This is a genomic window from Undibacterium sp. Ji83W, from assembly GCF_049340385.1.
Classification (GTDB): domain Bacteria; phylum Pseudomonadota; class Gammaproteobacteria; order Burkholderiales; family Burkholderiaceae_D; genus Undibacterium.
Map to the genome: position 1 here is coordinate 189,849 of NZ_JBMPOZ010000003.1, position 23,580 is coordinate 213,428.

The 23,580-nt window shown below is 51.2% G+C and carries 20 protein-coding genes; 8 read left to right on the forward strand and 12 right to left on the reverse strand.

Annotation, left to right across the window (positions count from 1 at the left end):
* Positions 1-6 precede the first annotated feature (6 nt).
* Positions 7-1,191, forward strand: coding sequence for a GGDEF domain-containing protein (locus ACO0LD_RS07585; RefSeq protein ID WP_423005321.1), 1,185 nt, complete (start codon positions 7-9; stop codon positions 1,189-1,191).
* 90 nt (positions 1,192-1,281) lie between these two features.
* Here the strand turns inward: ACO0LD_RS07585 and ACO0LD_RS07590 are convergent, their stop codons facing one another.
* The 6 genes from ACO0LD_RS07590 to ACO0LD_RS07615 form a co-directional block, all read right to left on the reverse strand.
* Positions 1,282-3,822 (reverse strand): TonB-dependent receptor, encoded by a 2,541-nt coding sequence (locus ACO0LD_RS07590; protein ID WP_423005323.1) that lies wholly within the window; start codon positions 3,820-3,822, stop codon positions 1,282-1,284.
* Positions 3,823-3,905: 83 nt separating this feature from the next.
* Positions 3,906-5,288 (reverse strand): enolase C-terminal domain-like protein, encoded by a 1,383-nt coding sequence (locus tag ACO0LD_RS07595; RefSeq protein WP_423005325.1) that lies wholly within the window; start codon positions 5,286-5,288, stop codon positions 3,906-3,908.
* Positions 5,289-5,690: 402 nt separating this feature from the next.
* Positions 5,691-6,803: a LacI family DNA-binding transcriptional regulator gene (locus ACO0LD_RS07600; protein WP_423005327.1), complete on the reverse strand. Its 1,113-nt coding sequence runs from the start codon at positions 6,801-6,803 to the stop codon at positions 5,691-5,693.
* A 79-nt stretch (positions 6,804-6,882) separates the two neighbouring features.
* Entirely contained in the window at positions 6,883-9,141 is a 2,259-nt protein-coding gene (bglX, locus tag ACO0LD_RS07605; protein ID WP_423005329.1) for a beta-glucosidase BglX, read from the reverse strand.
* Positions 9,142-9,145: 4 nt separating this feature from the next.
* On the reverse strand, positions 9,146-11,038 hold the full coding sequence (locus ACO0LD_RS07610) for a glycoside hydrolase family 2 protein (protein ID WP_423005331.1): 1,893 nt from the start codon (positions 11,036-11,038) through the stop codon (positions 9,146-9,148).
* Positions 11,039-11,271: 233 nt separating this feature from the next.
* Complete coding sequence (locus ACO0LD_RS07615; RefSeq protein ID WP_423005333.1) at positions 11,272-11,910, reverse strand: cysteine hydrolase family protein; 639 nt, start codon at positions 11,908-11,910, stop codon at positions 11,272-11,274.
* A gap of 130 nt (positions 11,911-12,040) precedes the next feature.
* Here ACO0LD_RS07615 and ACO0LD_RS07620 point away from each other — a divergent pair, with 130 nt between their 5' ends.
* From ACO0LD_RS07620 to ACO0LD_RS07630, 3 genes are all read left to right on the forward strand, one after another.
* Positions 12,041-13,030 carry a GlxA family transcriptional regulator gene (locus ACO0LD_RS07620; RefSeq protein WP_423005335.1) on the forward strand — a complete coding sequence of 330 codons (990 nt, stop codon included), beginning with the start codon at positions 12,041-12,043 and terminating at the stop codon, positions 13,028-13,030.
* A gap of 120 nt (positions 13,031-13,150) precedes the next feature.
* Positions 13,151-13,993 carry an MOSC domain-containing protein gene (locus ACO0LD_RS07625; protein ID WP_423005337.1) on the forward strand — a complete coding sequence of 281 codons (843 nt, stop codon included), beginning with the start codon at positions 13,151-13,153 and terminating at the stop codon, positions 13,991-13,993.
* Positions 13,994-14,014: 21 nt separating this feature from the next.
* Positions 14,015-15,151 carry a DUF484 family protein gene (locus ACO0LD_RS07630; protein WP_423005339.1) on the forward strand — a complete coding sequence of 379 codons (1,137 nt, stop codon included), beginning with the start codon at positions 14,015-14,017 and terminating at the stop codon, positions 15,149-15,151.
* Positions 15,152-15,163: 12 nt separating this feature from the next.
* Here ACO0LD_RS07630 and ACO0LD_RS07635 read toward each other — a convergent pair whose 3' ends face one another.
* The 3 genes from ACO0LD_RS07635 to rsmD are packed head-to-tail and all read right to left on the reverse strand — an operon-like array spanning position 15,164 to position 16,710.
* Positions 15,164-15,424, reverse strand: coding sequence for a YfhL family 4Fe-4S dicluster ferredoxin (locus tag ACO0LD_RS07635; RefSeq protein ID WP_423005341.1), 261 nt, complete (start codon positions 15,422-15,424; stop codon positions 15,164-15,166).
* A 49-nt stretch (positions 15,425-15,473) separates the two neighbouring features.
* Positions 15,474-15,971 carry a pantetheine-phosphate adenylyltransferase gene (gene coaD / locus ACO0LD_RS07640; protein ID WP_422950259.1) on the reverse strand — a complete coding sequence of 166 codons (498 nt, stop codon included), beginning with the start codon at positions 15,969-15,971 and terminating at the stop codon, positions 15,474-15,476.
* 55 nt (positions 15,972-16,026) lie between these two features.
* Positions 16,027-16,710: a 16S rRNA (guanine(966)-N(2))-methyltransferase RsmD gene (gene rsmD, locus ACO0LD_RS07645; protein ID WP_423005343.1), complete on the reverse strand. Its 684-nt coding sequence runs from the start codon at positions 16,708-16,710 to the stop codon at positions 16,027-16,029.
* 107 nt (positions 16,711-16,817) lie between these two features.
* Here rsmD and ftsY point away from each other — a divergent pair, with 107 nt between their 5' ends.
* The 4 genes from ftsY to rpoH all read left to right on the forward strand — a co-directional run bounded on the left by ftsY (position 16,818) and on the right by rpoH (position 20,919).
* Positions 16,818-17,939: a signal recognition particle-docking protein FtsY gene (ftsY, locus tag ACO0LD_RS07650; RefSeq protein WP_423005345.1), complete on the forward strand. Its 1,122-nt coding sequence runs from the start codon at positions 16,818-16,820 to the stop codon at positions 17,937-17,939.
* A 108-nt stretch (positions 17,940-18,047) separates the two neighbouring features.
* A complete protein-coding gene (locus ACO0LD_RS07655; protein WP_423005347.1) occupies positions 18,048-18,722 on the forward strand; it encodes a cell division ATP-binding protein FtsE in 675 nt (224 codons plus the stop codon).
* Positions 18,723-18,753: 31 nt separating this feature from the next.
* Complete coding sequence (locus tag ACO0LD_RS07660; protein ID WP_423005349.1) at positions 18,754-19,668, forward strand: cell division protein FtsX; 915 nt, start codon at positions 18,754-18,756, stop codon at positions 19,666-19,668.
* A gap of 354 nt (positions 19,669-20,022) precedes the next feature.
* On the forward strand, positions 20,023-20,919 hold the full coding sequence (gene rpoH, locus ACO0LD_RS07665; protein ID WP_422950255.1) for an RNA polymerase sigma factor RpoH: 897 nt from the start codon (positions 20,023-20,025) through the stop codon (positions 20,917-20,919).
* 96 nt (positions 20,920-21,015) lie between these two features.
* Here rpoH and ACO0LD_RS07670 read toward each other — a convergent pair whose 3' ends face one another.
* From ACO0LD_RS07670 to ACO0LD_RS07680, 3 genes are read right to left on the reverse strand one after another with little or no spacing between them, the layout of a single operon-like run.
* Positions 21,016-21,606 carry an SCO family protein gene (locus ACO0LD_RS07670; RefSeq protein ID WP_423005351.1) on the reverse strand — a complete coding sequence of 197 codons (591 nt, stop codon included), beginning with the start codon at positions 21,604-21,606 and terminating at the stop codon, positions 21,016-21,018.
* On the reverse strand, positions 21,603-22,487 hold the full coding sequence (gene cyoE / locus ACO0LD_RS07675; RefSeq protein ID WP_423005353.1) for a heme o synthase: 885 nt from the start codon (positions 22,485-22,487) through the stop codon (positions 21,603-21,605). Before cyoE ends, ACO0LD_RS07670 begins: the two co-directional genes overlap by 4 nt.
* Positions 22,484-23,575, reverse strand: coding sequence for a COX15/CtaA family protein (locus ACO0LD_RS07680; protein ID WP_423005355.1), 1,092 nt, complete (start codon positions 23,573-23,575; stop codon positions 22,484-22,486). The genes cyoE and ACO0LD_RS07680 overlap by 4 nt, the downstream gene beginning before the upstream one ends.
* Positions 23,576-23,580 lie beyond the last annotated feature (5 nt).

The following is a 23,580-nucleotide window of genomic DNA, read 5'->3' on the forward strand; positions in this document are numbered from 1 at the left end:
CCAGACATGAATCTTGATGTCCGTACTATCATGCTGATGTGGAGTGGTATTAATCTGCTGGGTGCGGGTATGATGGCGCTCATCAGTTTTCATGCGGACAATGTCAGGGGCGCACGTCAGTGGGCGCTGGGGCATTGCTGCATGGGCATAGGTATTTTTACCAGCACCCAGATGTCCCCCGAATGGCCTTTGTTGATTATTGCCAGCGTACCTTTCATCGCGGGTTGTGGCTTTGGTCTTCTCTTTAACGGGATCGAAGCTTTTAAGGGAAAGCGCTGCCACTACTGGGTTCCGGTATGGATAGGCGGACAAATGATGCTGCAAAGCCTGTGGCTAGGTATCGTGCATGACAATATCCGCATGGTGATCGCCACCAATTCCCTGGTGGTCAGCGTCATATTCGCCGCCTGTGCGCTGAGTCTGATCGTCAAAGCCACGCAGCCACTGAGAACCGCTTACAACCTCGCGGCAGCGTCCTTTTCATTTATTGCCTTGATGAGTTTTCTCAGGGCTTTGAATATCCTGCTTAAACCAGCTGAAGAGATTTCCCTGTTTGCGCAGGGTAATGTCAACCCAGTGCTTCTGGTGCTCGGCGGCTTGTCACAACTATCCATCTCGCTGGCGCTGGTTCTGCTGATCACTTTCCGCCTGGTCAGTAATTTGCGCGAACAAGCTTCGCATGACAGCCTGACAGGTCTGTTGAACCGTCGGAGTTTCGAAGATGAGTCAAAGCGCTTGCTGGCCCGTGCCACCCGCACTGGCGAAACCCTGACTGTCATCATGATTGATGTAGATTACTTCAAGCGTATCAATGATGTACATGGCCATCAGGCAGGTGATGAAGTATTGCGCCGTCTGGCAGCGCTGTTGCAGTCTGTGGTCCGCAGTGAAGATTGCCTGGCCCGTTATGGCGGGGAAGAATTTTGTGTCCTGCTCATGGGTACTGGCGAACAAGGTGCCGCCCAATTGGCCGAACGTGTGCGCTTGCTGTATGCAGAATTACAGATAGCCTGGAAAAACGAAGTCCTGCAAAGTACCCTGAGTGCTGGCATTGCAGATTCTTTGGGGATCGGTATGGATCTCGCTGCACTGGTAGAGGCTGCTGATCAGGCATTGTACCGGGCTAAAAATGCAGGCCGCAACTGCATAGCTTTGCACTCAACAGGCAACATGTCGGTCAAAGAAGTTTGAAGTTCTCATGTTCCATGCCTCTCGCGCCACGATCAATAATTTTGAGTAAGCGCCCCGGTTGCCTGCAGCGACCAGGGCGCTAATTAGTACTTAAAACTTCACATCCAGACGCACAGAAATATAACGGAACGCATTACGTGTCGGCGTCCATGTCGTGGTCGTGATATTGGCTGGTGGATTGGATCCCGTGGCATTGAAGCTCGCCAAGGGGAAGGAGCGATTGGCGCGGTATTGGCGGTCAAACAGATTATTGATCCTGAAGCTCAAGCTAGCGCGACCAGACTTTTCACGGAAGCCAAAGCCGCCGTGGACGTAGGTGGTGGCTGGCACAAAGTTAAGCGGGTTTTGATCCAGGTTGGAGATCATGTCGCTGGCGTAAACTACGTTGCCTGTGACGTAGGCATCGAAACTCATGTCAGGTAATTTCACATCATATTTGAAGCCTACGCTGGCTTTACGCTTGGGTGAAAACGGCATGCGCCCGCCTGACACGTCAGTGGTATTTTGATCGCCATACAAGGGATTTTTCAAAATGCAGGTTTCGTTAAAGCCGCCATTAGGGCTGCCGGTCACCTGATAACAGGTAGAGTTCTTGAATGAGGTGATGGTGGCATCGGTATAAGCGAAATTGGCATTGATCAACAAGTCCCTGCCTGCCAGTGCGTTGATGTCGAGTTCTGCACCCCGCGTCTGCACACCTTCCAGGCTATTCAGGCGCGTCTGGTAAATCAGGGTATCTGGAATATAGCTGCCTGAATTTTGCTGGTAGTCTTTGAATTTGCTGTTGAACAGTGTCGCTGCCACGGTCAAACGGTTATCCAGGAAGTTACCCTTCATGCCGATTTCAAAACTCTTGGCTGTCTCTGATTTGACGGGTTGCTGCGATGCTGTCAAGGCAGCCAGGCTGCTGGTGATATCGTAAGCCTGCCCCTTATAACCAGTGGATGCGGAGACATAGCCCATCAATGTGGGTGTGATTTGTTTTTGCAAACTTAGCTTGCCAGTAGTGGCGTTTTCTACATTGCCAACGCTGGAAAAGTTATTGACAGCGACATAGGGGCTGCCCAATGCCAATTTGGAAGGGTTTCCAGTTCCGGAAAAATGATAACCGGACTCTTGCCTGTTAAAACGTACGCCGGTAGTCAAAGTATAAGTAGGAACGAACTCCCAACTGGCCTGGCCAAATACGGCTTTGTTGATATTGTAGGTGTCGCCATAAAACTCGGTAGGGCTGGTCGCGACCAGACCGTTTTCACCGCGCTTGAAGTAACGTGCCAGTTCATTCTTGCCATACCAGAGACCGGCGACATAGCGGAAGTTGCCAGTGTCTGCCGACACCAGACGTATTTCCTGAGTGCGTGAAATCACATCAAAACGGCCATGCTGCTCTGCGCCCTGGTTCAAGCCTGATGACTTGGTCGAACCTGTGACGGGGTAGTACAACATGACCGGTGCATCGGTAAAATCCTGGTCACGTGAATCGTAGGCGTGATAGCGGTCTCCGGAAGTAATCGAAGTCAGGGTTGCGCCCGTCGGTAACTGGTAATTCACTCTCAGGCCAAAACCTCGCGTAGTCGATTCCTGTCCAGTAAATGTGTCATTACGGATGGTGCGGTTGTCCGGGCCGGGCGTAATGCCCGCCAGTACTTGTGAGATAGGCATGGCAGGGGAATTATTCAACAAACCATTTTGTATATTGGTACCAGTCAGGCTGGTGATGACCAGTGCGCAGCAATCGGTTTTTGTGTAGTTGTAGCGCGGCGAAAAATCGATATCGAGATCGTCAGTCAGACGCCAGTTGAATTTACCCAGGAAGGTTTTACCAGCGGAGCCATTGGTCATTTTTCCTGTTGTCAGGTTATTCACGTTGCCCGGAAAATCGTTATTGCTGGCGGCGATACGGAAGCCGAATTTTTCTGACACTTCACCACCTATGGATGCACCCAGACGCCATTCCCTGTCGCTGGACAGCAATACACTGGCGCGAGAAACGATGGGGCCGGAAATAGGTTTGGTCACTATATTGATAGCACCGGCAATCGCCGACTTGCCGAACAATGTGCTCTGCGGGCCTTTCAGGATTTCGACGCGGGAGACGTCTGCCAGATCGCGAAAAGCCTGCACTTGCATGCCGATAGGAATATCATCGACAATCACCGCAACATCAGATTCCACGCCTATGCCTATCGACTGTGTGCCTATGCCGCGCATGTTCAAACCAGTGTTTGCCGGGTTGTCACTCTGAGTCTTGGTCAAGGCTGGTGACAGGTCTATGATGTCATCGAGGTCGCGCACATTATTGCGTTGCAATTGTTCCTCACCAATAACCGATATCGACATTGGTACATTCTCCAGTTTCTCTACGCGCTTGTTGGCTGAGATGACTACTTTGGCCAGGCCTTTTTCATCAACTTCTGTATTCGCCGTTGCAGCTTTATTCGCTGTAGCTGCGGGTACATTGGTGGAGGCTTGCTGAGCATTGGCAGTATTCATGAAACTCAAGATTGCCAGTGCCACTGCAGCCGTAACCGGCGTCAATTGATACTGTTGAGTTGTGTTGCCGGCGTGATGTTTTTTTTGTTGATTACTATGCTTGGTATTGGTATTGGTATTGGTATTGCTGCGGAACATTTTTGTCTCCTTACGGTTTAATGATTTTTATAATATTTTTATTACTACGGCACTGCTTATTGCGCTTACTCTGTTTGTTAAGACTAACGTACCAGGCAAGGTTTCTTGTTATCGAAGGTCCATCCTGGAATCAAAAACTGCATGGCAACGGCGTCATCCCGTGCACCTAATCCCATTTTCAGATATAGCTGATGTGCTGCTTCTACCGCTGTCATGTCCAGCTCGACACCAAGGCCAGGCTTGTCAGGTACATCGACCATGCCATTGCAGATAGTCAGCGGTGCATGAGTCAGGCGCTGGCCGTCTTGCCATATCCAGTGTGTATCGATAGCGGTAATTTTTCCCGGCGCAGCGGCTGCCACATGGGTAAACATCGCCAGCGAAATATCAAAGTGATTATTTGAATGCGAACCCCAGGTCAGCCCCCACTCCTTGCACATTTGCGCGACACGGACGGAGCCTTGCATGGTCCAGAAATGCGGGTCAGCCAGGGGGATATCAACTGCCCTCAACTGCACGGCATGTCCCAACTCGCGCCAGTCTGTTGCGACCATATTGGTGGCTGTCGGCAAGCCAGTTTCGCGGCGAAATTCTGCCATCACTTCGCGGCCTGAAAAGCCATCTTCTGCGCCACAAGGGTCTTCGGCATAGGCCAGCACGTCGGCACGGTCACGGCACAGGCGTATGGCATCTTTCAAGGACCATGCGCCATTGGGGTCGAGGGTAATACGTGCATCAGGAAATGCTTCAGCGAGAGCAGTGACGGTTTCTATTTCTTCTTCGCCACGTAATACGCCACCCTTGAGTTTAAAGTCGCGAAAACCATAGCGCTGATGCGCGGCTTTTGCCAATGCAAGCACAGCCTTGGTATCAAGTGCGGGCTGGCAGCGCAGGCGTGCCCAGTCATCATCTGGCCCGGCTACAGTACCAGGATCAGGATATGGCAGATTGGTATCGTGACGGTTGCCGATGTAGAACAGGTAACCAAGCATGGCGACCTGGCTACGCTGCTGACCTTCGCCGAGCAAGGCTGCGACTGGCACACCCAGAAATTTGCCCAGCAAATCCAGCAAGGCTGATTCCAGCGCAGTGACTGCATGCACGGTGATGCGCAAGTCAAAAGTCTGATGTCCACGTCCATTGACATCGCGCTGGGCAAATACCGTGCGGACTTGATTGAGTATGCTATTGAATGCGCCTACAGGCTGTCCGATGATGAAAGGACGCGCATCTTTCAAGGTTTTTTCAATTTCACTGCCGCCAGGTACCTCACCCACGCCCTGATTGCCCGCACTGTCCGTCAGGATCACGATGTTGCGGGTGAAGTAAGGGCTATGCGCACCACTCAGATTGAGCAGCATGCTGTCATAACCAGCTACAGGTATCACTTGCAACCGAGTCACTACAGGCGTGACATGTACTTGAGGACGTGGGTTGCTAACATTGGAAAACACTGGTGTCTGCATAAAAAATAGGGATAGTTTTTATATAAATTTGTTCTGGATTATTTCTTCAGAAGCTTTACTGGTGGTCTAGACCATTTGTGCATCGCAATAATGAGCAAGCTGATGCAAGACGGGCAAAGCTAGCCAAGTTCATTCCTGCCCACCTAATGGTACCGCTACCAAATAATGAATTAATGGTAGCGGTACCTTTTTTGGAAGTCAATCAATTTCTTGAGCAAATTGCAGGGGATTGAAAAACCGTGTTAAATCGCGTTGATTAGCAGTGCAATCAACGACGCAAATACAACGAAATGTGCAAAGCAATGCGTATGACACTAATGCAGCAGCGAGATCAAGGCAGAAGAGATAGCTAACCAGGCCTGGTCAGATAAACTGAAGACGCTCAAGAATAAAAATTCAACATCAGGCACTGTCACGTTCGACGATAGAAAAACCTATGTCCTTGACTTTGTCTGTCACAGGATTGCCATCAACACGATCAATAATGAAGCGTGCTGCCAGGCTGCCTATGGTGGTGCCGTCTATGCGTACACTGGTCAGTGAGGGATTGAGGTCTTTTGAAAACTCCTGGTCGCCCAGACCTATCACCGCCAGCTTTGCTGGCACTGCTATACCCATTGCCTGTGCTTCTATGATGACACCCTGAGCCATCATGTCTGAGCTGCAAAAGATGGCATCAATGGCAGGATCATTCTCCAGCAAGCTGCGCAGGCCACTGCGGCCACTGCCCAGGGTGGTCGGCGCTTTGACTATGCAGGTCGCAACTTCAGTCGCGCTTGCTGGCCCCATGCCCAGGGCCAAAGCTGCATCGGAAAATGCCTTGTTACGGCGTACCGCGCGCTCATCATTGGCGCTGATGGTGGCTACGCGCTTGCGTCCGCGACCATGCAGATATCTGGCCACTGCCTCACCGATTTTTTCATGTGAAAATCCGACCAGCATATCGATAGGGGTAGGTGTCAGGTCCCAGGTTTCGACTACCGGAATGCCACTGGCGTGCAAACGTTTACGACCAAGTTCCGAGCGCATGATGCCGGTCAGAACAACGCCGTCTGGACGACGCCCTATGATAGCTTCCAGCAAGGCATCTTCACGCGAATTTTCATAGCCCGCCTGACCCAGCATCAATTGATAGCCCTCGTCTGCCAATGACTTGGTCAAGGACTGCACCATCTCTAAAAATACCGAACCAGTGATGGTAGGCACCACCGCAGCCACCAGGCGGCTTTTTTTTGAGGCCAGGCCGCCCGCCAACAAATTAGGCACATAGCCAGTGCGCTCTACCGCCTCACGTACCCTTGCCAGTATGGCTGGCGACACTGCATCGGGGGTATTCAATGCCCGCGATGCAGTGATAGGCGCGACATTGGCAAGTTTTGCCACGTCGCGCAAAGTAAAGCCACCGCTGGAGCGACGGCTGCGGCGCACAGGATCAGGCGCAAGCACGTCGGCTGCGAGTGCTTCAGTTGCAATATCAGGCTTGGCTGTCGCTTTAGAGGATGGCTTGTTTTTCATCCATAAATTATAGCATTGCAAATTCGCCCATAGCCATTTGCCAAGGGCAACGCCGTTGCTGGCAATCCTGTTGCCAATCTTACTTCGGTTTGTCCAAAAGCTGCAGTTCGTCACTGAGGCGGATATCGTCGGATGCACTGCCCAGCATGATAATGAATTTGCCTGGCTCTGCGATCCATTTCAATTTACTGTCATAAAACGACAGCATGGCCTGGTCTATGCTGAAAGCCACACGCTTTTGTTCACCCGCCGCCAGCTTGATTTTCTGGAAGCCTTTCAGTTGCTTGACAGGGCGCACTATTGAGGCGACCGGATCACGTAAATACAATTGCACCACTTCTTCGCCATCCCGCTTGCCAGTATTGCGCAAATCAAACGAGACCGTCACGGTAGAACCGGGCTGCATGCTGGTAGTGCTTAAGCTCAGATTGCTATAGCTGAAATCGGTATAACTCAAACCATGTCCGAATGCGTAACGCGGGGTATTCGGTGCATCGATATAGGCAGATTTATAGACAACATTTTTCACGTCCTGCACTGGCCGCCCGGTTTCATACTGCTCATATGAAATGGGGATCTGGCCGACGTTGCGCGGGAAAGTCATGGGCAATTTACCTGAAGGACTGTAATCACCAAACAGCACATCAGCAATCGCATTGCCACCTTCACTGCCAGCAAACCATGTATATAAAATGGCAGAGGCCTGATCAGCTACCGCATTAAAAACCAATGGCCGCCCTGCCATGATCACAACCGTGACTGGCTTGCCCTTCGCTTGCAATGCCTCAAATAATTGCGTCTGCAAACCCGGCAAGCCCAGGTCAGTACGTGATTTTGCTTCACCACTCATGTCCCAGCTTTCGCCCAGCACCAGCAAGACAGTATCGGCCTTGTCTGCTGCCGCCAGTGCTGCGGAAAAGCCATCGGTTTTAGTGCAGGCGACATCACAGCCTGACGCGAAAATTACTTCAGTGTCTTTAGTCACATGGCTGCGTATGCCATCCAGCAAACTGGCGACCTGCCCCGCATCTGATTTAACGATCCAGCCACCTTCCAGGTCACGGTGCGCATCCGCCAATGGGCCTATCACGGCGATGGACTTCGCAGCTTTATTCAGCGGCAAGGTTTGCTTGTCGTTCTTGAGCAGCACCAGGGATTTGCGGGCGATATCGCGTGCAATAAGTCTATGGCTGGGGTCGTTCAATACTTCCTGTTCGCGCTTTGCATCAGAAAAACGATAAGGATCATCAAACAAACCCAGTTCAAATTTCTTGTACAGAATACGTTTTACCGCATCATCGAGCAAAGCTGTTTTTACTTTACCGCTTTTGACCAGTTGCACCAGCGAGCTGGAATAGGCAAAGCCTTCCATGTCCATGTCGCTGCCTGCGTTTATCGCTTTTTGCGCAGCATCAGGGATATCTGCCGCATAGCCATGTTTGACCATTTCTGCAATTGATGCCCAGTCGCTGACAACAAAGCCCTGGTACTTCCATGCGCCTTTGAGTATGTCGCGCTGCAAATAACTACTGCCGGTTGCAGGGATGCCATTCAGGGTATTGAAAGAATTCATGAAAGTGGCCACACCTGCATCTACCGCTGCCTTGAATGGCGGCAAATAGGTTTCCCACAGTTGATGCTCGCTCATGTCTACGGCATTGTAATCACGCCCGGCTATCGCTGCGCCATAGGCTGCGAAATGCTTGGCGGTGGCCATGATGGCATCGGTGCCGCCCAGTTTTCTTCCTTGAAAACCAAGTACCCGTGCTTTGGCAATCTGGCTGCCAAGATAAGTGTCTTCGCCCGCACCCTCCATCACCCTGCCCCAGCGCGGATCACGGCTGATATCCACCATGGGTGCAAAGGTCCAGTGTATGCCGGACGCTGCCGCTTCCTTGGCGGCGATATGGGCAGATTGCTCTATCGCTGGCAAATCCCAGGAGGCGGCCTCAGCCAGAGGGATGGGGAAGATAGTCTTGTAACCATGGATCACATCAAGGCTTAACAGCAGAGGTATTTTCAGTCTTGATTGCAAGGCGGCTGCCTGCACTTCACGGGTTTCTGCCACGCCTTTTACGTTCAGCATGGAACCTATTTTTCCCTTGCGGATTTCTGCCAGGATATTGGTATTTTTGTTATTGGCAGGACCAGTCAGGTCACGTCCAGATAGCTGGTGCAACTGACCGACCTTTTCTTCCAGCGTCATCTGCTTTAGCAACGCATCAACTTTTTGCTCTATCTGCCTGTCTTGTGCTGACGCATTTGCCGTCAGGATCAGGGCAGCAAACAAGACTGTCAGCACTGTGGATTTGTTGCCATGCATATCGTGTTTTGCCATTTTTTTATTGATACTTCTTTTGCACATCGTCATAGAAGTTTTTCAAGGTGAAAAATGCCTTCTTCTTTTTACCGCTGTCAGAGATCAGTCCCTTGCGGTTCCAGAAGTCCTGGAAGTAAGGATGCTGGCGGCGTGGTGAGCGGAAATCCACCAGTATCCATGGCGTCATGCCGCGCAGCCCTGGCATGGCGGTCAGCATCTTGAACTGGTTCTGGTACAGCAGTTCCTGATACTCTTCACTCCAGCGTGTATCAGCATCTGCATGATAACCACCGAGAGCATCAGCGCCAAATTCTGTAATGACTACCGGCTTGTTGTATTTGATCTTGAAGCGGTAATCCAGCATCTCTTTGGTATTACTCCAGTACCAGCCGGCATACTCATTGAAGCTGACCAGATCGAGTTTGTCGGCCAGCGGATCTTCGACTATCACTTCATGTCCTTCGCGATGCACTTCCAGCGCAGCAGCAACCAGACGGGTATCATCATTGATGCGCGCCGTAGTCGCCAGTTTGCCCATGAATACATTGCGAGCATCGCTGACCGGCGTCTCATTACCTATCGACCAGATAATCACGCTGGCGCGGTTTTTATCCCTGAGCATCAGGTCTGTCAGTTGCTGGCTGGCGTTCTGGTAGGTATCGGGATTAGTCCAGGAGATAGTCCAGTACACCGGTACTTCTGCCCAGACCAGCAAACCCATTTCATCTGCCAGGCGCAGCATTTCTTCACTGTGTGGGTAATGTGCCAGGCGCACGTAATTGGAGTTCAGTTCCTTGGCCCATTGCAGCATCATGCGCATATCTGCCTGGCCGCGCAGGCGTCCGACGATGAGGGGATTTTCATCATGCAGGGAAATGCCGCGCAAGAATATGGATTTACCATTCAACAGTATGTCCTGCCCCCGTGTTTCTATTGTGCGAAAACCTATGCGGTCGCTGACGGTATCACCGGCAGCGGCAATATCCACTTTGTACAGCTTGGGATTTTCTGGCGACCAATAGGTCATTTTTTCTACCGGGATGCTGATGGCGGCACGTCCATTCGCGTCAGTCTTTACGGTAGTGCTGATGCCCGCTTCGGCAATATTGATCTTGATATCTTCCGGCTTGCGCACGCCTGACAGTTGCACAAAACCTTCTATGCGCTTGAGATTGCCTCTGGCGAGCTGGATTTTATAATCATTGATATAAGTGGCTGGCAGCTCTGCCAGCAAGACATCGCGGGTGATGCCGCCGTAATTCCACCAGTCTGTATTGACTGTCGGTATTTCATGCTGGTGCCTTGTGTTATCGGCCTTGACGATGACGAAATTCTTGCCCCTGTTGAGCTTGCCTGTCACATCAAACTGGAATGGCGTGAAGCCGCCTTTATGGCTGCCCAGTTTTTTACCGTTCAGATAGACATGCGCCTCATAATTGACCGCGCCAAAGTAGAGAAAGTAATTCTTGCCCGCTTTGGGCTCGGCATCAAATACCTGGCGCAGCCAGATCGTGCCTTCATACAACTGCAGTTTCTCTGCCTGCGAATTCCAGTCACCCGGTATTTTCATTGTTGGCGACAGGTCAAAATTGTATTCGACCCAGTCGTTTTTATCCTTGGGCGCACGGCCATCATAAAAGCCACCTTTACCCGTGACTGACTCATCAAATGGCATGCGGCGGTAGTCGTAATAACCCATCTCGTATGGATCAATGATGTAATTCCAGCGCCCGTTGAGGCTGATATGAGGACGACCATAGATATTTTGTAGCAGCGCTGGCGAAGCGGTTTGTGTCTCAGCGGGAGCAGCGGGCCTGGTTTGCGCAAATGCAGTGTCGCTGGACACTATGTTACTCAATACTGCAAGTACGGCGTAGCAGACTGCACTGCCCAGCCATATTCTTAAACCATGCATCTCATACCCCTTATTAATTTTGCGTTGCCGCGGCTCTTGTGAAAACGCTTGAATACTGATGATTATTACTATCGAATATGGTAGCGGTACCATTTTTAGAAGTCAATGCTTTTTTCAGAAACCTCATTCTGCAAAGTCTGCACGAAAAATAAAAGCCCGGCTGCCATGCAATCCGGGCTTTGTCCGACAAGATGGGAAGTTCCGAGCGGAAGTTCGGAACAGAAGTTCTAAGTTTAAGCCGCTGCGCGCTGGCGACCAGCCATATGCGAACTATACACATTGGCCGGGCTTAGCAACTCGCCTGCCTTGACTGCTGCGACCCAGCTATCCGTACTGACAACGGCAGCAAAATTGGAATGAAAAACCACACTGAAGGCACGGTGGATTTCTTCTGCCGTTGCATAACCGGCCGCATTTTCATAGGGCAGTGAGCCTGTGGCATCACTCAGCATTTCGACCTGATAACCCAGGTGTGCTGCTTCCAGAATACTGCTGGCATTGCAGTTGTGTGTCATGTAGCCGACTATGCTCAGGGTATTGATCTCATTCTTTTTGAGCCAGGCAGCCACATCTGTCCCTGTGAATACACTGGCCATGTTTTTTTCTATGCGGTGATCGGCGTGGCGGCTGGCAACCACTTCATGTATTTCCCAGGTTTTGGAGCCACGCGCAAAAATCGGTGAAGTTTCTGACGCAGAATGCTGCACCACCAATACAGGAATACCCGCAACCTTGGCCACATCCATGGCCCTGCCTATGTTTTGCAGGGATACTTGCGGGTCAGGGTAGCTGATTTGCATATTCCCTGTGAAATATTCATTTTGTACATCAATAACGATCAGGGCGCGTTTTACAGGGTTGCTGGCAGTCATGGCATTTTCCTTTTTAGGTAAATTCAAGGTGAATTGAATAAAACAGCAGCGCTGTTCATGGGATGTATTTTCAGCCATGCAGGGCCAGAAGAGAAGTGACCCGATTGCCAATATTCGATATAATCGGGCCATGCATGCTTCCATTCCTGAAAACAAGATCAATATTGCCGTGCTGGCCTTTGATGGCATCAGCCCCTTTCACCTGTCAGTCCCTTGCATGGTATTTGGCGAGCATCATGGCGGGCTGGACATGCCCCTGTTCGATCTCAAGGTCTGTCTGGCCCAGCCGGGCAAGGCGCAAGCTGAAGTGCGCACCAGTGCGGGGTTTGGCATCCATGTGCGACATGGTTTGCCTGCGCTGGGCAAGGCAGACATGGTAGTCATCCCCTCCTGGCATGATGACTTGCGCCCGGCACCGCCCGCCCTGCTCCAGACACTGCGTCAGGCGCATGCACGGGGTGCGCGCATCATAGGTTTGTGCCTGGGTGCCTTTGTGCTGGCCGAAGCAGGTTTGCTGGATAGCCGTAGCGCCACCACGCACTGGGCTTTGAGCAAGGCTTTTTCAGAACGCTACCCCCACATCAGCCTGGACCCGAATGTGCTGTACGTGGATCACGGCGACGTTGTCACCTCAGCAGGTACCGCTGCGGGCATAGATTGCTGCCTGCATGTACTGCGCAGCACTTATGGGGCCGACGTGGCGGCCCATGTCGCACGACGTCTGGTGGTAGCACCGCACAGGCAGGGTGGCCAGGCGCAATACATAGAACAGCCCGTGCCTGTGCTGGCCACCGATGACCGTCTGTCCAAAGTGCTGGAATGGATGCTGGCTCACCTGGCCGAACCGCAGCAGCTCGATCAACTGGCACAAAGAGCCCTGATGAGCAGGCGCAGCTTTACCCGCCACTTCCAGCAGCAAACCGGCACAACCGTGGGTAAATGGTTATTGAATCAAAGGCTGGCACAAGCCCAGCGCCAGCTGGAAACCAGCAAACGTGCGATTGATGACATTGCTGCCGATACCGGTTTTGGTACAGGATTATTACTGCGGCGTTACTTCGCGCGCGAATTCAGCATCTCCCCTTCGGCTTACCGGCGTGCTTTTCAGGGGAATGCTTGATTACCGAACATCATAGATGAATGAACTGGCATGGAATATGCCTGAAACATCAGCATGAATAGAGCTTAGCCATTAAAATAGTAAACATAACTTCACTGCTTAATTATTTGCGTCAAGACCATGCCCAGCATATTATCCCTGTCCATTTACCCCATCAAATCCTGTGCAGGTATCGCGCTGAATGCGGCAACCTTGACTGAAACTGGCCTCAGTTTTGAAGGCATACATGACAGGGAATGGATGCTGGTTAACCCGCAAGGGCAGTTTTTAACGCAAAGAGAATTCCCGAAAATGACCTTGATACGGCCAGAAATCCGTAGTGACGGGCTTTACATCCACGCACCCGGCATGCCCGTGCTTTCTCTGGATACGCAGGAAGATACCAGCGCCACCTCAGTCACCATCTGGGAAGAAAATTTCGCAGCACTTGATTGCGGTCAAACCATGGCAGACTGGTTCAGCAAGGCGCTGGATACGCCCTGCCACCTGGTACGCAGTACACCACTGACGCAGCGTTATGCCAGCCAGAAATGGACCGGCGACAAACTGGTAGCAACCCGCTTTTCCGATGGCTATCCTATCTTGCTGACGGCGTCTGCCTCTCTCGACGACCTCAATCAGAAACTGGAAAAACAGGGCCGCAGCGCGCTGCCCATGAACCGCTTCCGTCCGAATATCGTGCTGGATGGCATCGAGGCTTATGAAGAAGACTATGCCGAGAATTTTGAAATTGGCAGCCTGATACAACTGCGCCCGGTGAAGCCCTGCCCGCGCTGCCCCATGCCTTCAATAGACCAGAGTACCGGCAAATTTGGCCCTGACCCGATGGATATCCTGCAGACTTATCGGGCCAATCCTCTGGTGGATGGTGGCATCACCTTTGGCATGAATATCATTGTCGAACAGGGTATTGGGCAACTACTGCGCGTTGGTGATTCCATCAATATGAATATCGCATTTTAAATACGGGCCAACATGGAAAGCATGATGCCAGCGTCTACCGACATAGAACCAGATGAAGTTCCATCTGCGTTGCTGGAATTGCAGCATGAAAATCAGACGCTGCGCGCCCGGCTCGACAGCTTGCTTGAGCTCGCCCATCGCAATCAAAGCATCATGGCGCGTCACCAGAGTTTTGATTTAAAGATCATCGGCGCCAACAGTTTTCGCGAACTCATCACGAATATTTTCAGTGCTCTTGCAATCACTTCGGAGCTGGATGTCGTGTCTCTGGTATTGTTCGACAAATTTGGTGATTTACAGCAGATGCTGTGCGACCTCAAAATCGATTTGAATGAATTCCCGCATCTGATTTTCTTGCGGCATGAAGTTGAACTCAGCCAGCCTGAGACTGCCCTGCGCAAACCACAACTGGGTTTATACCAGAGCCTGGCTTATTCATCTTACTTCAGCAGTTTCAATAAAAAACCGGCAAGCATTGCCATTATCCCCATGCGCAGGCAAGGCCGCCTGATAGGTTGCCTGAACCTGGGCAGCTTCAAGGCCGACCGCTTCCAGCCGAATATGGCGACAGATTTTATTGAACGCCTGGGCTCCATCATTGCGATCTGCCTGGAAAACGTCATCAACAATGAGCGCCTGACGTATATAGGCCTGACCGATCCCCTGACCAACGTCAGCAACCGCCGTTATGTAGAACAGCGCATGCTGGAAGAAATTGCCCGCGCTCGCAGGCAAAGATACAGCATCGCCTGCATGTATCTGGACATTGATTTCTTCAAGCAGATCAATGATCGTTACGGACATCAGGGCGGTGACGATGTGTTGAAGGAAGTCGCAAAACGCATCAAGGATGAATTGCGTCTCAGTGATACCCTGGGCCGTTTTGGTGGAGAAGAATTTGTGGTAGTGCTGGTCAACACCAATTTGCATGATGCGATACAGGTGGCGGAGCGTATACGCAAAAGTATCGCTGGCCAGGATTTTGTATTGAGTGAAGCTGGCACTTGCCAGGCCACGATATCCATAGGCCTGACGACCATCGATGAAAATACCAATTACGACGATGCCAGCAGCATCGCCCGTGATCTGGTGTTGCGTGCCGACCGGGCCTTATATCAGGCAAAAAATGGCGGCCGTAATCAGGTACGTTGTTTTTAGGCAGGGCTTATCTCAAGCAGGCTTTTTGCCTGCTTGCAATTGCTCGTACTTTGCATTCAACTGCTCCGGTGTTTCGCGCCACTCAGGATTAAAAGGGATGCAACTGACCGGGCAAATCTGCTGACATTGTGGCTCCGTGTAATGTCCTACGCATTCGGTACATTTATGCGGATCGATCTCATAAATTTCCGGCCCCATGTAAATGGCGTCGTTAGGGCATTCGGGTTCGCAGACATCGCAATTAATGCAATCGTCTGTAATCATCAGGGCCATGTTGTCACTTCACTTTCATGTACTACTTGAATATACTTCAGTACTTGCTTTAAGACTTGCTCTCGGCCAGCAATGCGACCTTCTTCTTCAGCCAGCGATCTACTGAAGGGAACACAAATTTTGATACATCACCACCAAACATGGCGATCTCACGCACTATTGTGCCTGAAATAAATTGATATTGATCAGAAGGCGTCAGGAACAGGGTTTCTACGTCTGGCAACAGATAACGGTTCATGCCTGCCATCTGGAATTCATATTCAAAGTCAGACACGGCACGCAAACCGCGCACGATGACGCGTGCATCATTTTTGCGCACGAAATCTTTCAGCAAGCCAGAGAAACTCTCTACTTTGACATTCGGGTAATGCCCCAGCACTTCATTGGCAATTTCCAGGCGTTCATCCAGGGAGAAAAATGGATTCTTGCTTTTGCTATCCGCCACACCCACCACCAAAGTATCAAAAAGACCGGATGCGCGACGCACCAAGTCTTCATGACCGCGTGTCAGCGGATCAAATGTTCCCGGATAAACGGCTGTGACCATCTTCACTCCCTTTTTTCGCAATCTGCATAAGGATATGCACCAAGTTGAGCAGGCATTATGCCTGATTTTCGTGCGCCTCATGCGGCAAAATGTTGCGTTGCAGTATATGGAAGTACACACTACCGGCTTTATCGGCGCGGATAAGTTGCCATCCGCTTAATAATTTAGCTAATTTTTCATTAGCCGCTTCATCGCCTGCCGGTTCAGCCAGGGAAAACTCGGATTCGACATAGATACAGCCTTTAGGACTCAGCAATTGCGCACATGCTGGCAGGATACGACCCAGCCAATCTTGCTCAAATGGAGGATCAAGGAAGATCACATCCATTTTTTGTGGCTGGTTTGCCATACTTTCGACTGCCTTGAGCGCATCTGCCCTGAGCAGTTTGCATTGGCTGGCCTGCAATTTGTCTTTGACTTGCTCCAGTTGCTTATAGGCCGGAGTATGCGCTTCCACCATGATGACTTGCGCCGCGCCGCGGCTGGCGGCTTCAAAACCCAGGGCACCACTACCGGCGAACAAGTCCAGGCAATGCACACCGGTCCAGTTACTGTGCAGCAAGTGGTTCAGCCAGTTGAACAGGGTTTCCCTGACACGGTCTGGCGTTGGGCGCAAGCCTTCAGCATCAACTACGCTGAGCAGGCTGCGCTTCCAGGCACCGCCTATGATGCGGACTTGATGGCTTTGACGTTTTACTACTGTTGTTTTTACTGTCTTTTTTTTACTATTTGTTTTCATTGCATGCTTGCTACGGCTAAATCAGTTTACGTTGCGCTGTCTGTTAAAATGGCAGCATTCCAATATCAGGGCTGGCTTATTTGCCGCCCGCACTCCCAAATATCCCGATGTTTAGTTTTTTCAAAAAGAAGCCCAAAGAAGAGGCACCAGTTGTTGTGGCTGAGCCCGCGCCAGTTGTGACAGTTGTCACTGCGCCAGCCAGCCCTGCTGTTGCTACGCCCGCTGTTGTTGCTACGCCCGCTGTCGTTACTGCGCCTGTGGCTGAAGTTACGCCAGCACAAGCGCCAGTACTGGCAGAAGTTGTAGCCCCTCAAGCGCCGGAACCCGAGCAAAAACGCTCATGGTTAAGCCGCCTGAAAGCCGGACTGGCCAAAACTTCCTCGAATCTTACCACCCTCTTCATCGGTGCCCGCATTGATGATGATTTGTATGAAGAACTCGAAGCTGCCCTGCTGACCTCGGATGCCGGTGTAGAAGCTACCCAGTTTCTGCTGGATGGATTAAAGAAAAAGGTCAAGGAAGAAAAACTGACAGATGCCGAGCAAGTCAAGGCCGCACTCAAAGTCTTGCTGCTGGAAATGTTGACGCCTTTGCAAAAACCGCTGGAACTGGGGCGCTATCAACCGCTGGTCATGATGATCACTGGAGTAAATGGCGCTGGCAAGACCACCACCATAGGCAAACTGGCGAAACATATGCAAACCCATCAGCAATCTGTTTTGCTGGCAGCGGGTGACACCTTCCGCGCAGCAGCACGTGAGCAATTGACGATCTGGGGTGAGCGAAATAATGTCACAGTGATCTCGCAAGAATCTGGCGACCCTGCCGCTGTGGCTTTTGATGCAGTCGCGTCTGCCCGCGCCCGTGGTACCGATGTGGTGATGGTGGACACTGCTGGCCGCCTGCCTACCCAGTTGCATTTGATGGAAGAGCTCAAGAAGATCAAACGCGTCATCGCCAAAGGCATGGATGGTGCGCCACAAGAAGTCTTGCTCATTATCGACGGCAATACCGGCCAGAATGCACTGGCCCAGGTCAAAGCCTTTGATGATGCACTGCAATTGACTGGCCTGGTTATCACCAAGCTCGATGGCACTGCCAAAGGTGGCGTGCTGGCAGCAATTGCCAAGAACCGCCCTGTTCCTGTGTATTTCATAGGCATAGGTGAACAGATTGAAGACTTGCAACCATTTAATGCCCAGGAATTTGTTGATGCCTTGCTCAGCTAGTTGAGCTAATTCAGCTAAATGTGCTCAGTTGAATCCCCTCAGTGAATGTAACCAGGCGCAAGTGCAGTTTTGGCCAATGATGAAACTCAAAAAAGACCATACGCGACCATGATTGAATTTGAACACGTCAGCAAACAATATTCGCAAGATGTCTATGCGCTCAAAGATGTTTCATTATCGATTGCCGCCGGTGAACTGATCTTCCTGGCGGGCCCCTCAGGCGCAGGCAAATCCACTTTGCTGAAGATGATCGCCGGTATAGAAAAGCCGACAGCGGGTAAGGTCAAAGTCAATGGCCAGGACATAGGCAAACTAAAAACCAGCAGCCTGCCTTATTTGCGCCGCAAGCTGGGTCTGATTTTGCAAGATCAAAAGCTGTTGACTGACCGTCATGTGCTGGCCAATGTCATGTTACCCATCATCGTTACCGGTGCTTCTCATAGCGAAGCCGAGACTCGCGCCCGCATTGCGCTGGAAAAAGTTGGCTTGCCTGACAAGGCTTATTCCCTGCCGCTGGCATTATCAGGGGGCGAACAGCAACGGGTAGCGATTGCCCGTGCCATCGTCAACCGGCCACAGATCATCCTGGCCGATGAACCCACCGCCTTTCTCGATCGTGACAATGCCAACAAGGTATTGGGTGCGCTCAAGGCTTTCCAGAGCGCGGGTGTCACCTGCATTATCTCCAGCCATGATGAACAATTTCTTGATCAGGCCAGCCGTGTGATTTATCTGAGCCAGGGCCAGGTAGTCAGTACCTGGAAATCCTCGCTCGCCGCCTGATCCTGCATGACAGAATAATAAGGATGAATTCATGACCAACTGGTTCCGTCAGCACTTGTTTGCCATCAAGAGTGCGTTTGCCCATTTGCGTGGCAGCCCTGGCAATTTTTTGTTCAATGTACTGGTAGTGGCGATCGCACTGGCCTTGCCCATCGCTGGCCTGACCCTGATAGAAAATATACGCCCCATCTCTTCTCAACTGTCGATAGAACCAGAAATCAGTATCTTCGTCAGCCCGGACACACCAAGAGCAACTGCTACCGCCTTGTCGATACCCTTGAAGAAATTGCTGAAAGAGAAAAACATCACGGCAAACTTGAGCTTTATCCCCAAGGACAAAGCACTCGCCAGCCTTGAGCAGTCATCCAATCTGGCAGAAGTCTTATCCACCCTGGGCGGTAACCCTCTGCCGGACGCCTATATATTGTCCATGTCGAATAATGATGCTGGCAAGATAGAAGCACTGGTAGAAGAAATCAAGCAGATGCCGGATGTAGATGTCGTGCAACTTGACTCTGCCTGGGTCAAGCGTCTGGCAGCATTGGTGCAGATCATGCAACTGGGATTGTTATTCCTCGCTGCCACGCTGGGCGTGGTCGTGATTGTCGTAGTCTTTAATGCCACCCGCCTGCAAGTTATTTCACACAGGGCAGAAATTTCCGTATCGCGCCTGTTGGGTGCTACCAATAGCTTCATCCACAAGCCTTATTACTATACCGGTGCCTTGCTGGGCTTGCTGGCAGGTGGTCTGGCACTGGGCCTGATTGCTGCATCACTGCAGCCTTTGAACAAGGCTATTGCTGAATTTGCTAAATTATATGCTTCAGAATTTCACCTGGCTCCGTTGGGTATCGTACAGAGTGCCATCCTATTGGCTGTTAGCATGCTGCTTGGACTGGTAGGCGTTTATCTCTCAGTAAGACGGCAATTGGCACGCGCCGGTTAGTTTTTTAATGCTCCTGCAAAATAATTCTGGCTCTGTTTCGTCTACATGATGTTGGCAGTACTTATAAAGCACTGCTTGCTTCCGAGGCTAAGGAATTGATCTGAGCATCTTGATTTTGCAACAGCCTCTTACAATTTGCATCGACAAGATTGCAACTTTCCACTCTGGCTCGTATCTAAGCGATATACATGTTGTAATAAATGCCGTAAATGAGTGCTTGTTTTTCAATAGATTTATTTGATGAAGTTCATAGAATCTGAGTATTAGCACTCTTCTCAAGAGAGTGCTAATATAGGAACTTGATAGTGCCGAAAGGAGTAATTGATACTCTTAAGGCAGCAATAAGGAGGAAAAATGGCAACTACATCGACACAATTGATCCCTGCAACTGACAGCACAGCTCTGGCCTTAGGCTTTAGCGGTACGCTGGGTAATATTGATGCCTATATCTCTGCAGTCAATCGTCTGCCTATGCTCACGCATCAGGAAGAGATAGACTTTGCAAACAAATTACGCAATGACAATGACCTGGCTGCTGCGCAGCAACTGGTTATGTCGCATCTGCGTCTGGTCGTGTCCATCGCCCGTGGTTACCTCGGCTATGGGTTGCCCCACGCTGATTTGATTCAAGAAGGCAATATCGGCCTGATGAAAGCCGTCAAACGTTTCGACCCTGACCAGGGTGTGCGTCTGGTATCTTATGCCATGCACTGGATCAAGGCAGAAATGCATGAGTACATTTTGAAAAACTGGCGTTTGGTCAAAGTAGCAACGACCAAAGCCCAGCGCAAATTGTTCTTTAACCTGCGCAGCCATAAAGAAGGCCTGGACGCGATGACACCAAAACAAATTGATGCCCTGGCATCAACTTTGGATGTCAAACGCGAAGAAGTCATCGAAATGGAAATGCGTTTGTCCGGTCATGATATTGCCCTGGATGCACCGACGGATGATGACGATGAGAAATTTGCTCCTATCGCTTATCTGAAAACGGAATCTGACGAGCCTACCCGTGTTCTGGAAACACGTCAGTATGACCGTCTGCAAAGCGAAGGCCTGGAATCGGCTTTGTCCAAGCTGGATGCACGTTCACGTCACATCATAGAATCACGCTGGTTGAAAAATGATGACGGTACAGGTTCTACCCTGCACGAGCTGGCTGATGAATACGGTGTTTCTGCCGAGCGCATACGGCAGATCGAAAGCGCAGCTCTGAAGAAAATGAAGGGTAGCCTCAGCAGTTTTGCTTGATCAAAACATGCTGTAGCAATGAAAAAGGCACTCTCGCGAGTGCCTTTTGTTTTGTGTGCCGGATTTATGTGACAGGTCGGAGCGTGCTGTTCAGACTTATTTCAACAGTATCTTCAAATCATGGGCAACAGGTTCTGCACCCTGACCATGGCGCAAGAATAAGCGTATGCGCCCCTCAGGATCAAATACATAGCTGCCGGCGGTATGGTCTACGGTATAACTGCCTGGGGTTTTACCCTCCACCTTTTGATAAAACACCTTGAATTCTTTGGCGACCTTGGCCGTTGCGGCTGCGTCACCATACAAACCCAGGAAGCGTTTGTCAAAATTGGGGACATAACTGGCCAATAAAGCCTGGGTATCACGCTCAGGGTCCAGTGTCACGAACAACACTTGCACCTTGTCGGCATCAGCACCAAGCAATTTCATGACATTCGCCATTTCCACCATGGTGGTCGGGCATACATCCGGGCATTGGGTATAGCCAAAGAAGATGACCACGGCCTTGCCCTTGAAATCTGCCAGGGTGCGCGCCTTGCCATTGTGATCGGTCAAGGCAAAGTCTTTGGCGTAATCAAGTCCGGTCAGATCGGTGTTATTGAATTTTTCCTGCGCCGGATTGCAAGCCACCAAGGCCAGCAAACTCAGTGCCATCAGCATACTGGTCACATGCTTCAGAATTTTCATAGCTTGATATAGTGATCAATCAACAAGGCTGCGAACAGCAGGGACAGGTAGATGATGGAATAGGCAAAAGTCTTGCGTGCCAGCACATCATCATAATGCTTGTAAATACGCCATGCATACCAGAGGAAAATCAGGCCAAGGATGATCGCACTGACCAGGTAAATCAGGCCACTCATGTGTACGGCATAAGGCAGCATGCTGGTGGCGAACAGGGCGATGGTGTATAGCCAGATATGGAAGCGGGTGAATTCCATGCCATGCGTAATCGGCAACATCGGCAGACCAGAGCGGGCATAGTCATCACGCCTGTACATCGCCAGCGCCCAGAAATGCGGTGGCGTCCAGATGAAGATGATCAACACCAGTAACCAAGCCTGCATAGGCACATCATTTGCGACAGCTGCCCAGCCCAGCGCTGGAGGCATGGCACCAGACAAACCACCGATGACAATGTTTTGCGGCGTCGCTGGTTTCAGGATAATCGTATACACAACTGCATAGCCGACAAAGGTAGTGAAGGTCAGCCACATGGTCAGGGGATTGACCATGGTATACAAGACCCACATGCCCATGCCACCAATGACACCAGAGAAAATCAGGGTCTGCGGCACGGTGATTTCGCCCTGGGCAGTCGCGCGACGCGCGGTTCTTGCCATGCGTGAATCAATTTCTTTTTCCACCAGGCAATTTACGGCAAAAGCAGCACCTGCCAGCAGCCAGATTCCCACGGTGGCGGCAACAACAACGCGCCAGTCAGGCAGGTCTGGCGTAGCCAGAAACATACCGATAACGGCGCAAAATACGGCGAGCTGGGTAACGCGGGGCTTGGTCAAAGCCCAGTACTGCGCCAGTCGGTTAGTAGGCAAACTTAAAGTGGTCATGATCTATCTTTGGCAGCGGCAAGGCTCACATGCCTTATACGGTAGTTTAACATGGTCAGCAAGAGCACGAGCATGGCGGCCATCCCATTATGCAAAACTGCCAACAGCAAGGGCCAGGAAAAAAATACGGTAGAAACACCGATGATAAATTGGCCAAGTATGGCGAGCAAGATGTGGCGACCCAGCTTTTCCAGCCCGGCAATCCTGCGTGCCCTTAGTGCAGCCCAGAGGCAGACAGCGACCACCAGCAGAGCAAAATTCCTGTGCACCCAGTGTATGGCAACCAGGGCATTGAAGGGCAGGTAATCACCACTCATGGTCTGGCCTAGCTGACGCCAGAGACTGAAGCCATGTTCAAAGTCCATCGCCGGTATCACCTGACCATTGCACATGGGATAATTATGGCAAGCCAGGGCAGCATAGTTAGTACTCACCCAACCACCCAGGGCGATTTGTACAAAGACCAGTATTAAGGCCAGGCCGGCAGGCCATAGCATGCGCCTGCCATCTGCAGCGGCAATGCTGGTGCCAGCCAGGGAAGAACTTTGCTGCTCCAGACTGGCACTGAGCAGTGACAGCAAGCCCATGCCCAGGATCAAGTGAGTGGTCACTATGATGGGCTGCAGCTTCAGCGTGACAGTCCATGCACCGAAAGCCCCTTGCAGGCAGACAAAAAACAGCAGGAAAGTCGCCAGCCAGGGGCTGGAATTGAGCTGACGACGACGTGCCCAGGCGATGGCCATCTGGGCAATGATGAGTATGCCTACACTCATGGCCAGATAACGGTGCACCATTTCTATCCAGGCTTTTTGCAAAGTGACAGGGCCGGTAGGCATGGCAATTTCAGCCGCTTTGATGGCTGCATGGGATTGCAATGGATTGGCCTGTCCATAGCAGCCTGGCCAGTCCGGACAACCCAGGCCAGAATCCGTCAGGCGAGTAAATGCCCCAAACATGATGAGTTCAAAGGTCAGCGTCACGGTCACCGCAATGAGTTTGCGATATTTATTCTTTTCTTTTGACAAGAAAATCATCATCGCCGGTATCACCGCGACCATGAGTGCTGTCAATGCAATCTGCAACCACATAAGTC

What these genes read in the sequence shown, in the direction of transcription:
- rsmD (WP_423005343.1), bottom strand. Translation starts at nt 16,710, where the DNA reads ATGAAAACAAATAGTAAAAAAAAGACAGTAAAAACAACAGTAGTAAAA.
- rpoH (WP_422950255.1), top strand. Translation starts at nt 20,023, where the DNA reads ATGGCAACTACATCGACACAATTGATCCCTGCAACTGACAGCACAGCT.
- ACO0LD_RS07670 (WP_423005351.1), bottom strand. Translation starts at nt 21,606, where the DNA reads ATGAAAATTCTGAAGCATGTGACCAGTATGCTGATGGCACTGAGTTTG.
- ACO0LD_RS07595 (WP_423005325.1), bottom strand. Translation starts at nt 5,288, where the DNA reads ATGCAGACACCAGTGTTTTCCAATGTTAGCAACCCACGTCCTCAAGTA.
- ACO0LD_RS07585 (WP_423005321.1), top strand. Translation starts at nt 7, where the DNA reads ATGAATCTTGATGTCCGTACTATCATGCTGATGTGGAGTGGTATTAAT.
- ACO0LD_RS07615 (WP_423005333.1), bottom strand. Translation starts at nt 11,910, where the DNA reads ATGACTGCCAGCAACCCTGTAAAACGCGCCCTGATCGTTATTGATGTA.
- bglX (WP_423005329.1), bottom strand. Translation starts at nt 9,141, where the DNA reads ATGGCAAAACACGATATGCATGGCAACAAATCCACAGTGCTGACAGTC.
- ACO0LD_RS07625 (WP_423005337.1), top strand. Translation starts at nt 13,151, where the DNA reads ATGCCCAGCATATTATCCCTGTCCATTTACCCCATCAAATCCTGTGCA.
- ACO0LD_RS07630 (WP_423005339.1), top strand. Translation starts at nt 14,015, where the DNA reads ATGATGCCAGCGTCTACCGACATAGAACCAGATGAAGTTCCATCTGCG.
- ftsY (WP_423005345.1), top strand. Translation starts at nt 16,818, where the DNA reads ATGTTTAGTTTTTTCAAAAAGAAGCCCAAAGAAGAGGCACCAGTTGTT.
- ACO0LD_RS07590 (WP_423005323.1), bottom strand. Translation starts at nt 3,822, where the DNA reads ATGTTCCGCAGCAATACCAATACCAATACCAATACCAAGCATAGTAAT.
- ACO0LD_RS07655 (WP_423005347.1), top strand. Translation starts at nt 18,048, where the DNA reads ATGATTGAATTTGAACACGTCAGCAAACAATATTCGCAAGATGTCTAT.
- cyoE (WP_423005353.1), bottom strand. Translation starts at nt 22,487, where the DNA reads ATGACCACTTTAAGTTTGCCTACTAACCGACTGGCGCAGTACTGGGCT.
- ACO0LD_RS07610 (WP_423005331.1), bottom strand. Translation starts at nt 11,038, where the DNA reads ATGCATGGTTTAAGAATATGGCTGGGCAGTGCAGTCTGCTACGCCGTA.
- ACO0LD_RS07620 (WP_423005335.1), top strand. Translation starts at nt 12,041, where the DNA reads ATGCATGCTTCCATTCCTGAAAACAAGATCAATATTGCCGTGCTGGCC.
- ACO0LD_RS07635 (WP_423005341.1), bottom strand. Translation starts at nt 15,424, where the DNA reads ATGGCCCTGATGATTACAGACGATTGCATTAATTGCGATGTCTGCGAA.
- ACO0LD_RS07600 (WP_423005327.1), bottom strand. Translation starts at nt 6,803, where the DNA reads ATGAAAAACAAGCCATCCTCTAAAGCGACAGCCAAGCCTGATATTGCA.
- ACO0LD_RS07680 (WP_423005355.1), bottom strand. Translation starts at nt 23,575, where the DNA reads ATGTGGTTGCAGATTGCATTGACAGCACTCATGGTCGCGGTGATACCG.
- ACO0LD_RS07660 (WP_423005349.1), top strand. Translation starts at nt 18,754, where the DNA reads ATGACCAACTGGTTCCGTCAGCACTTGTTTGCCATCAAGAGTGCGTTT.
- coaD (WP_422950259.1), bottom strand. Translation starts at nt 15,971, where the DNA reads ATGGTCACAGCCGTTTATCCGGGAACATTTGATCCGCTGACACGCGGT.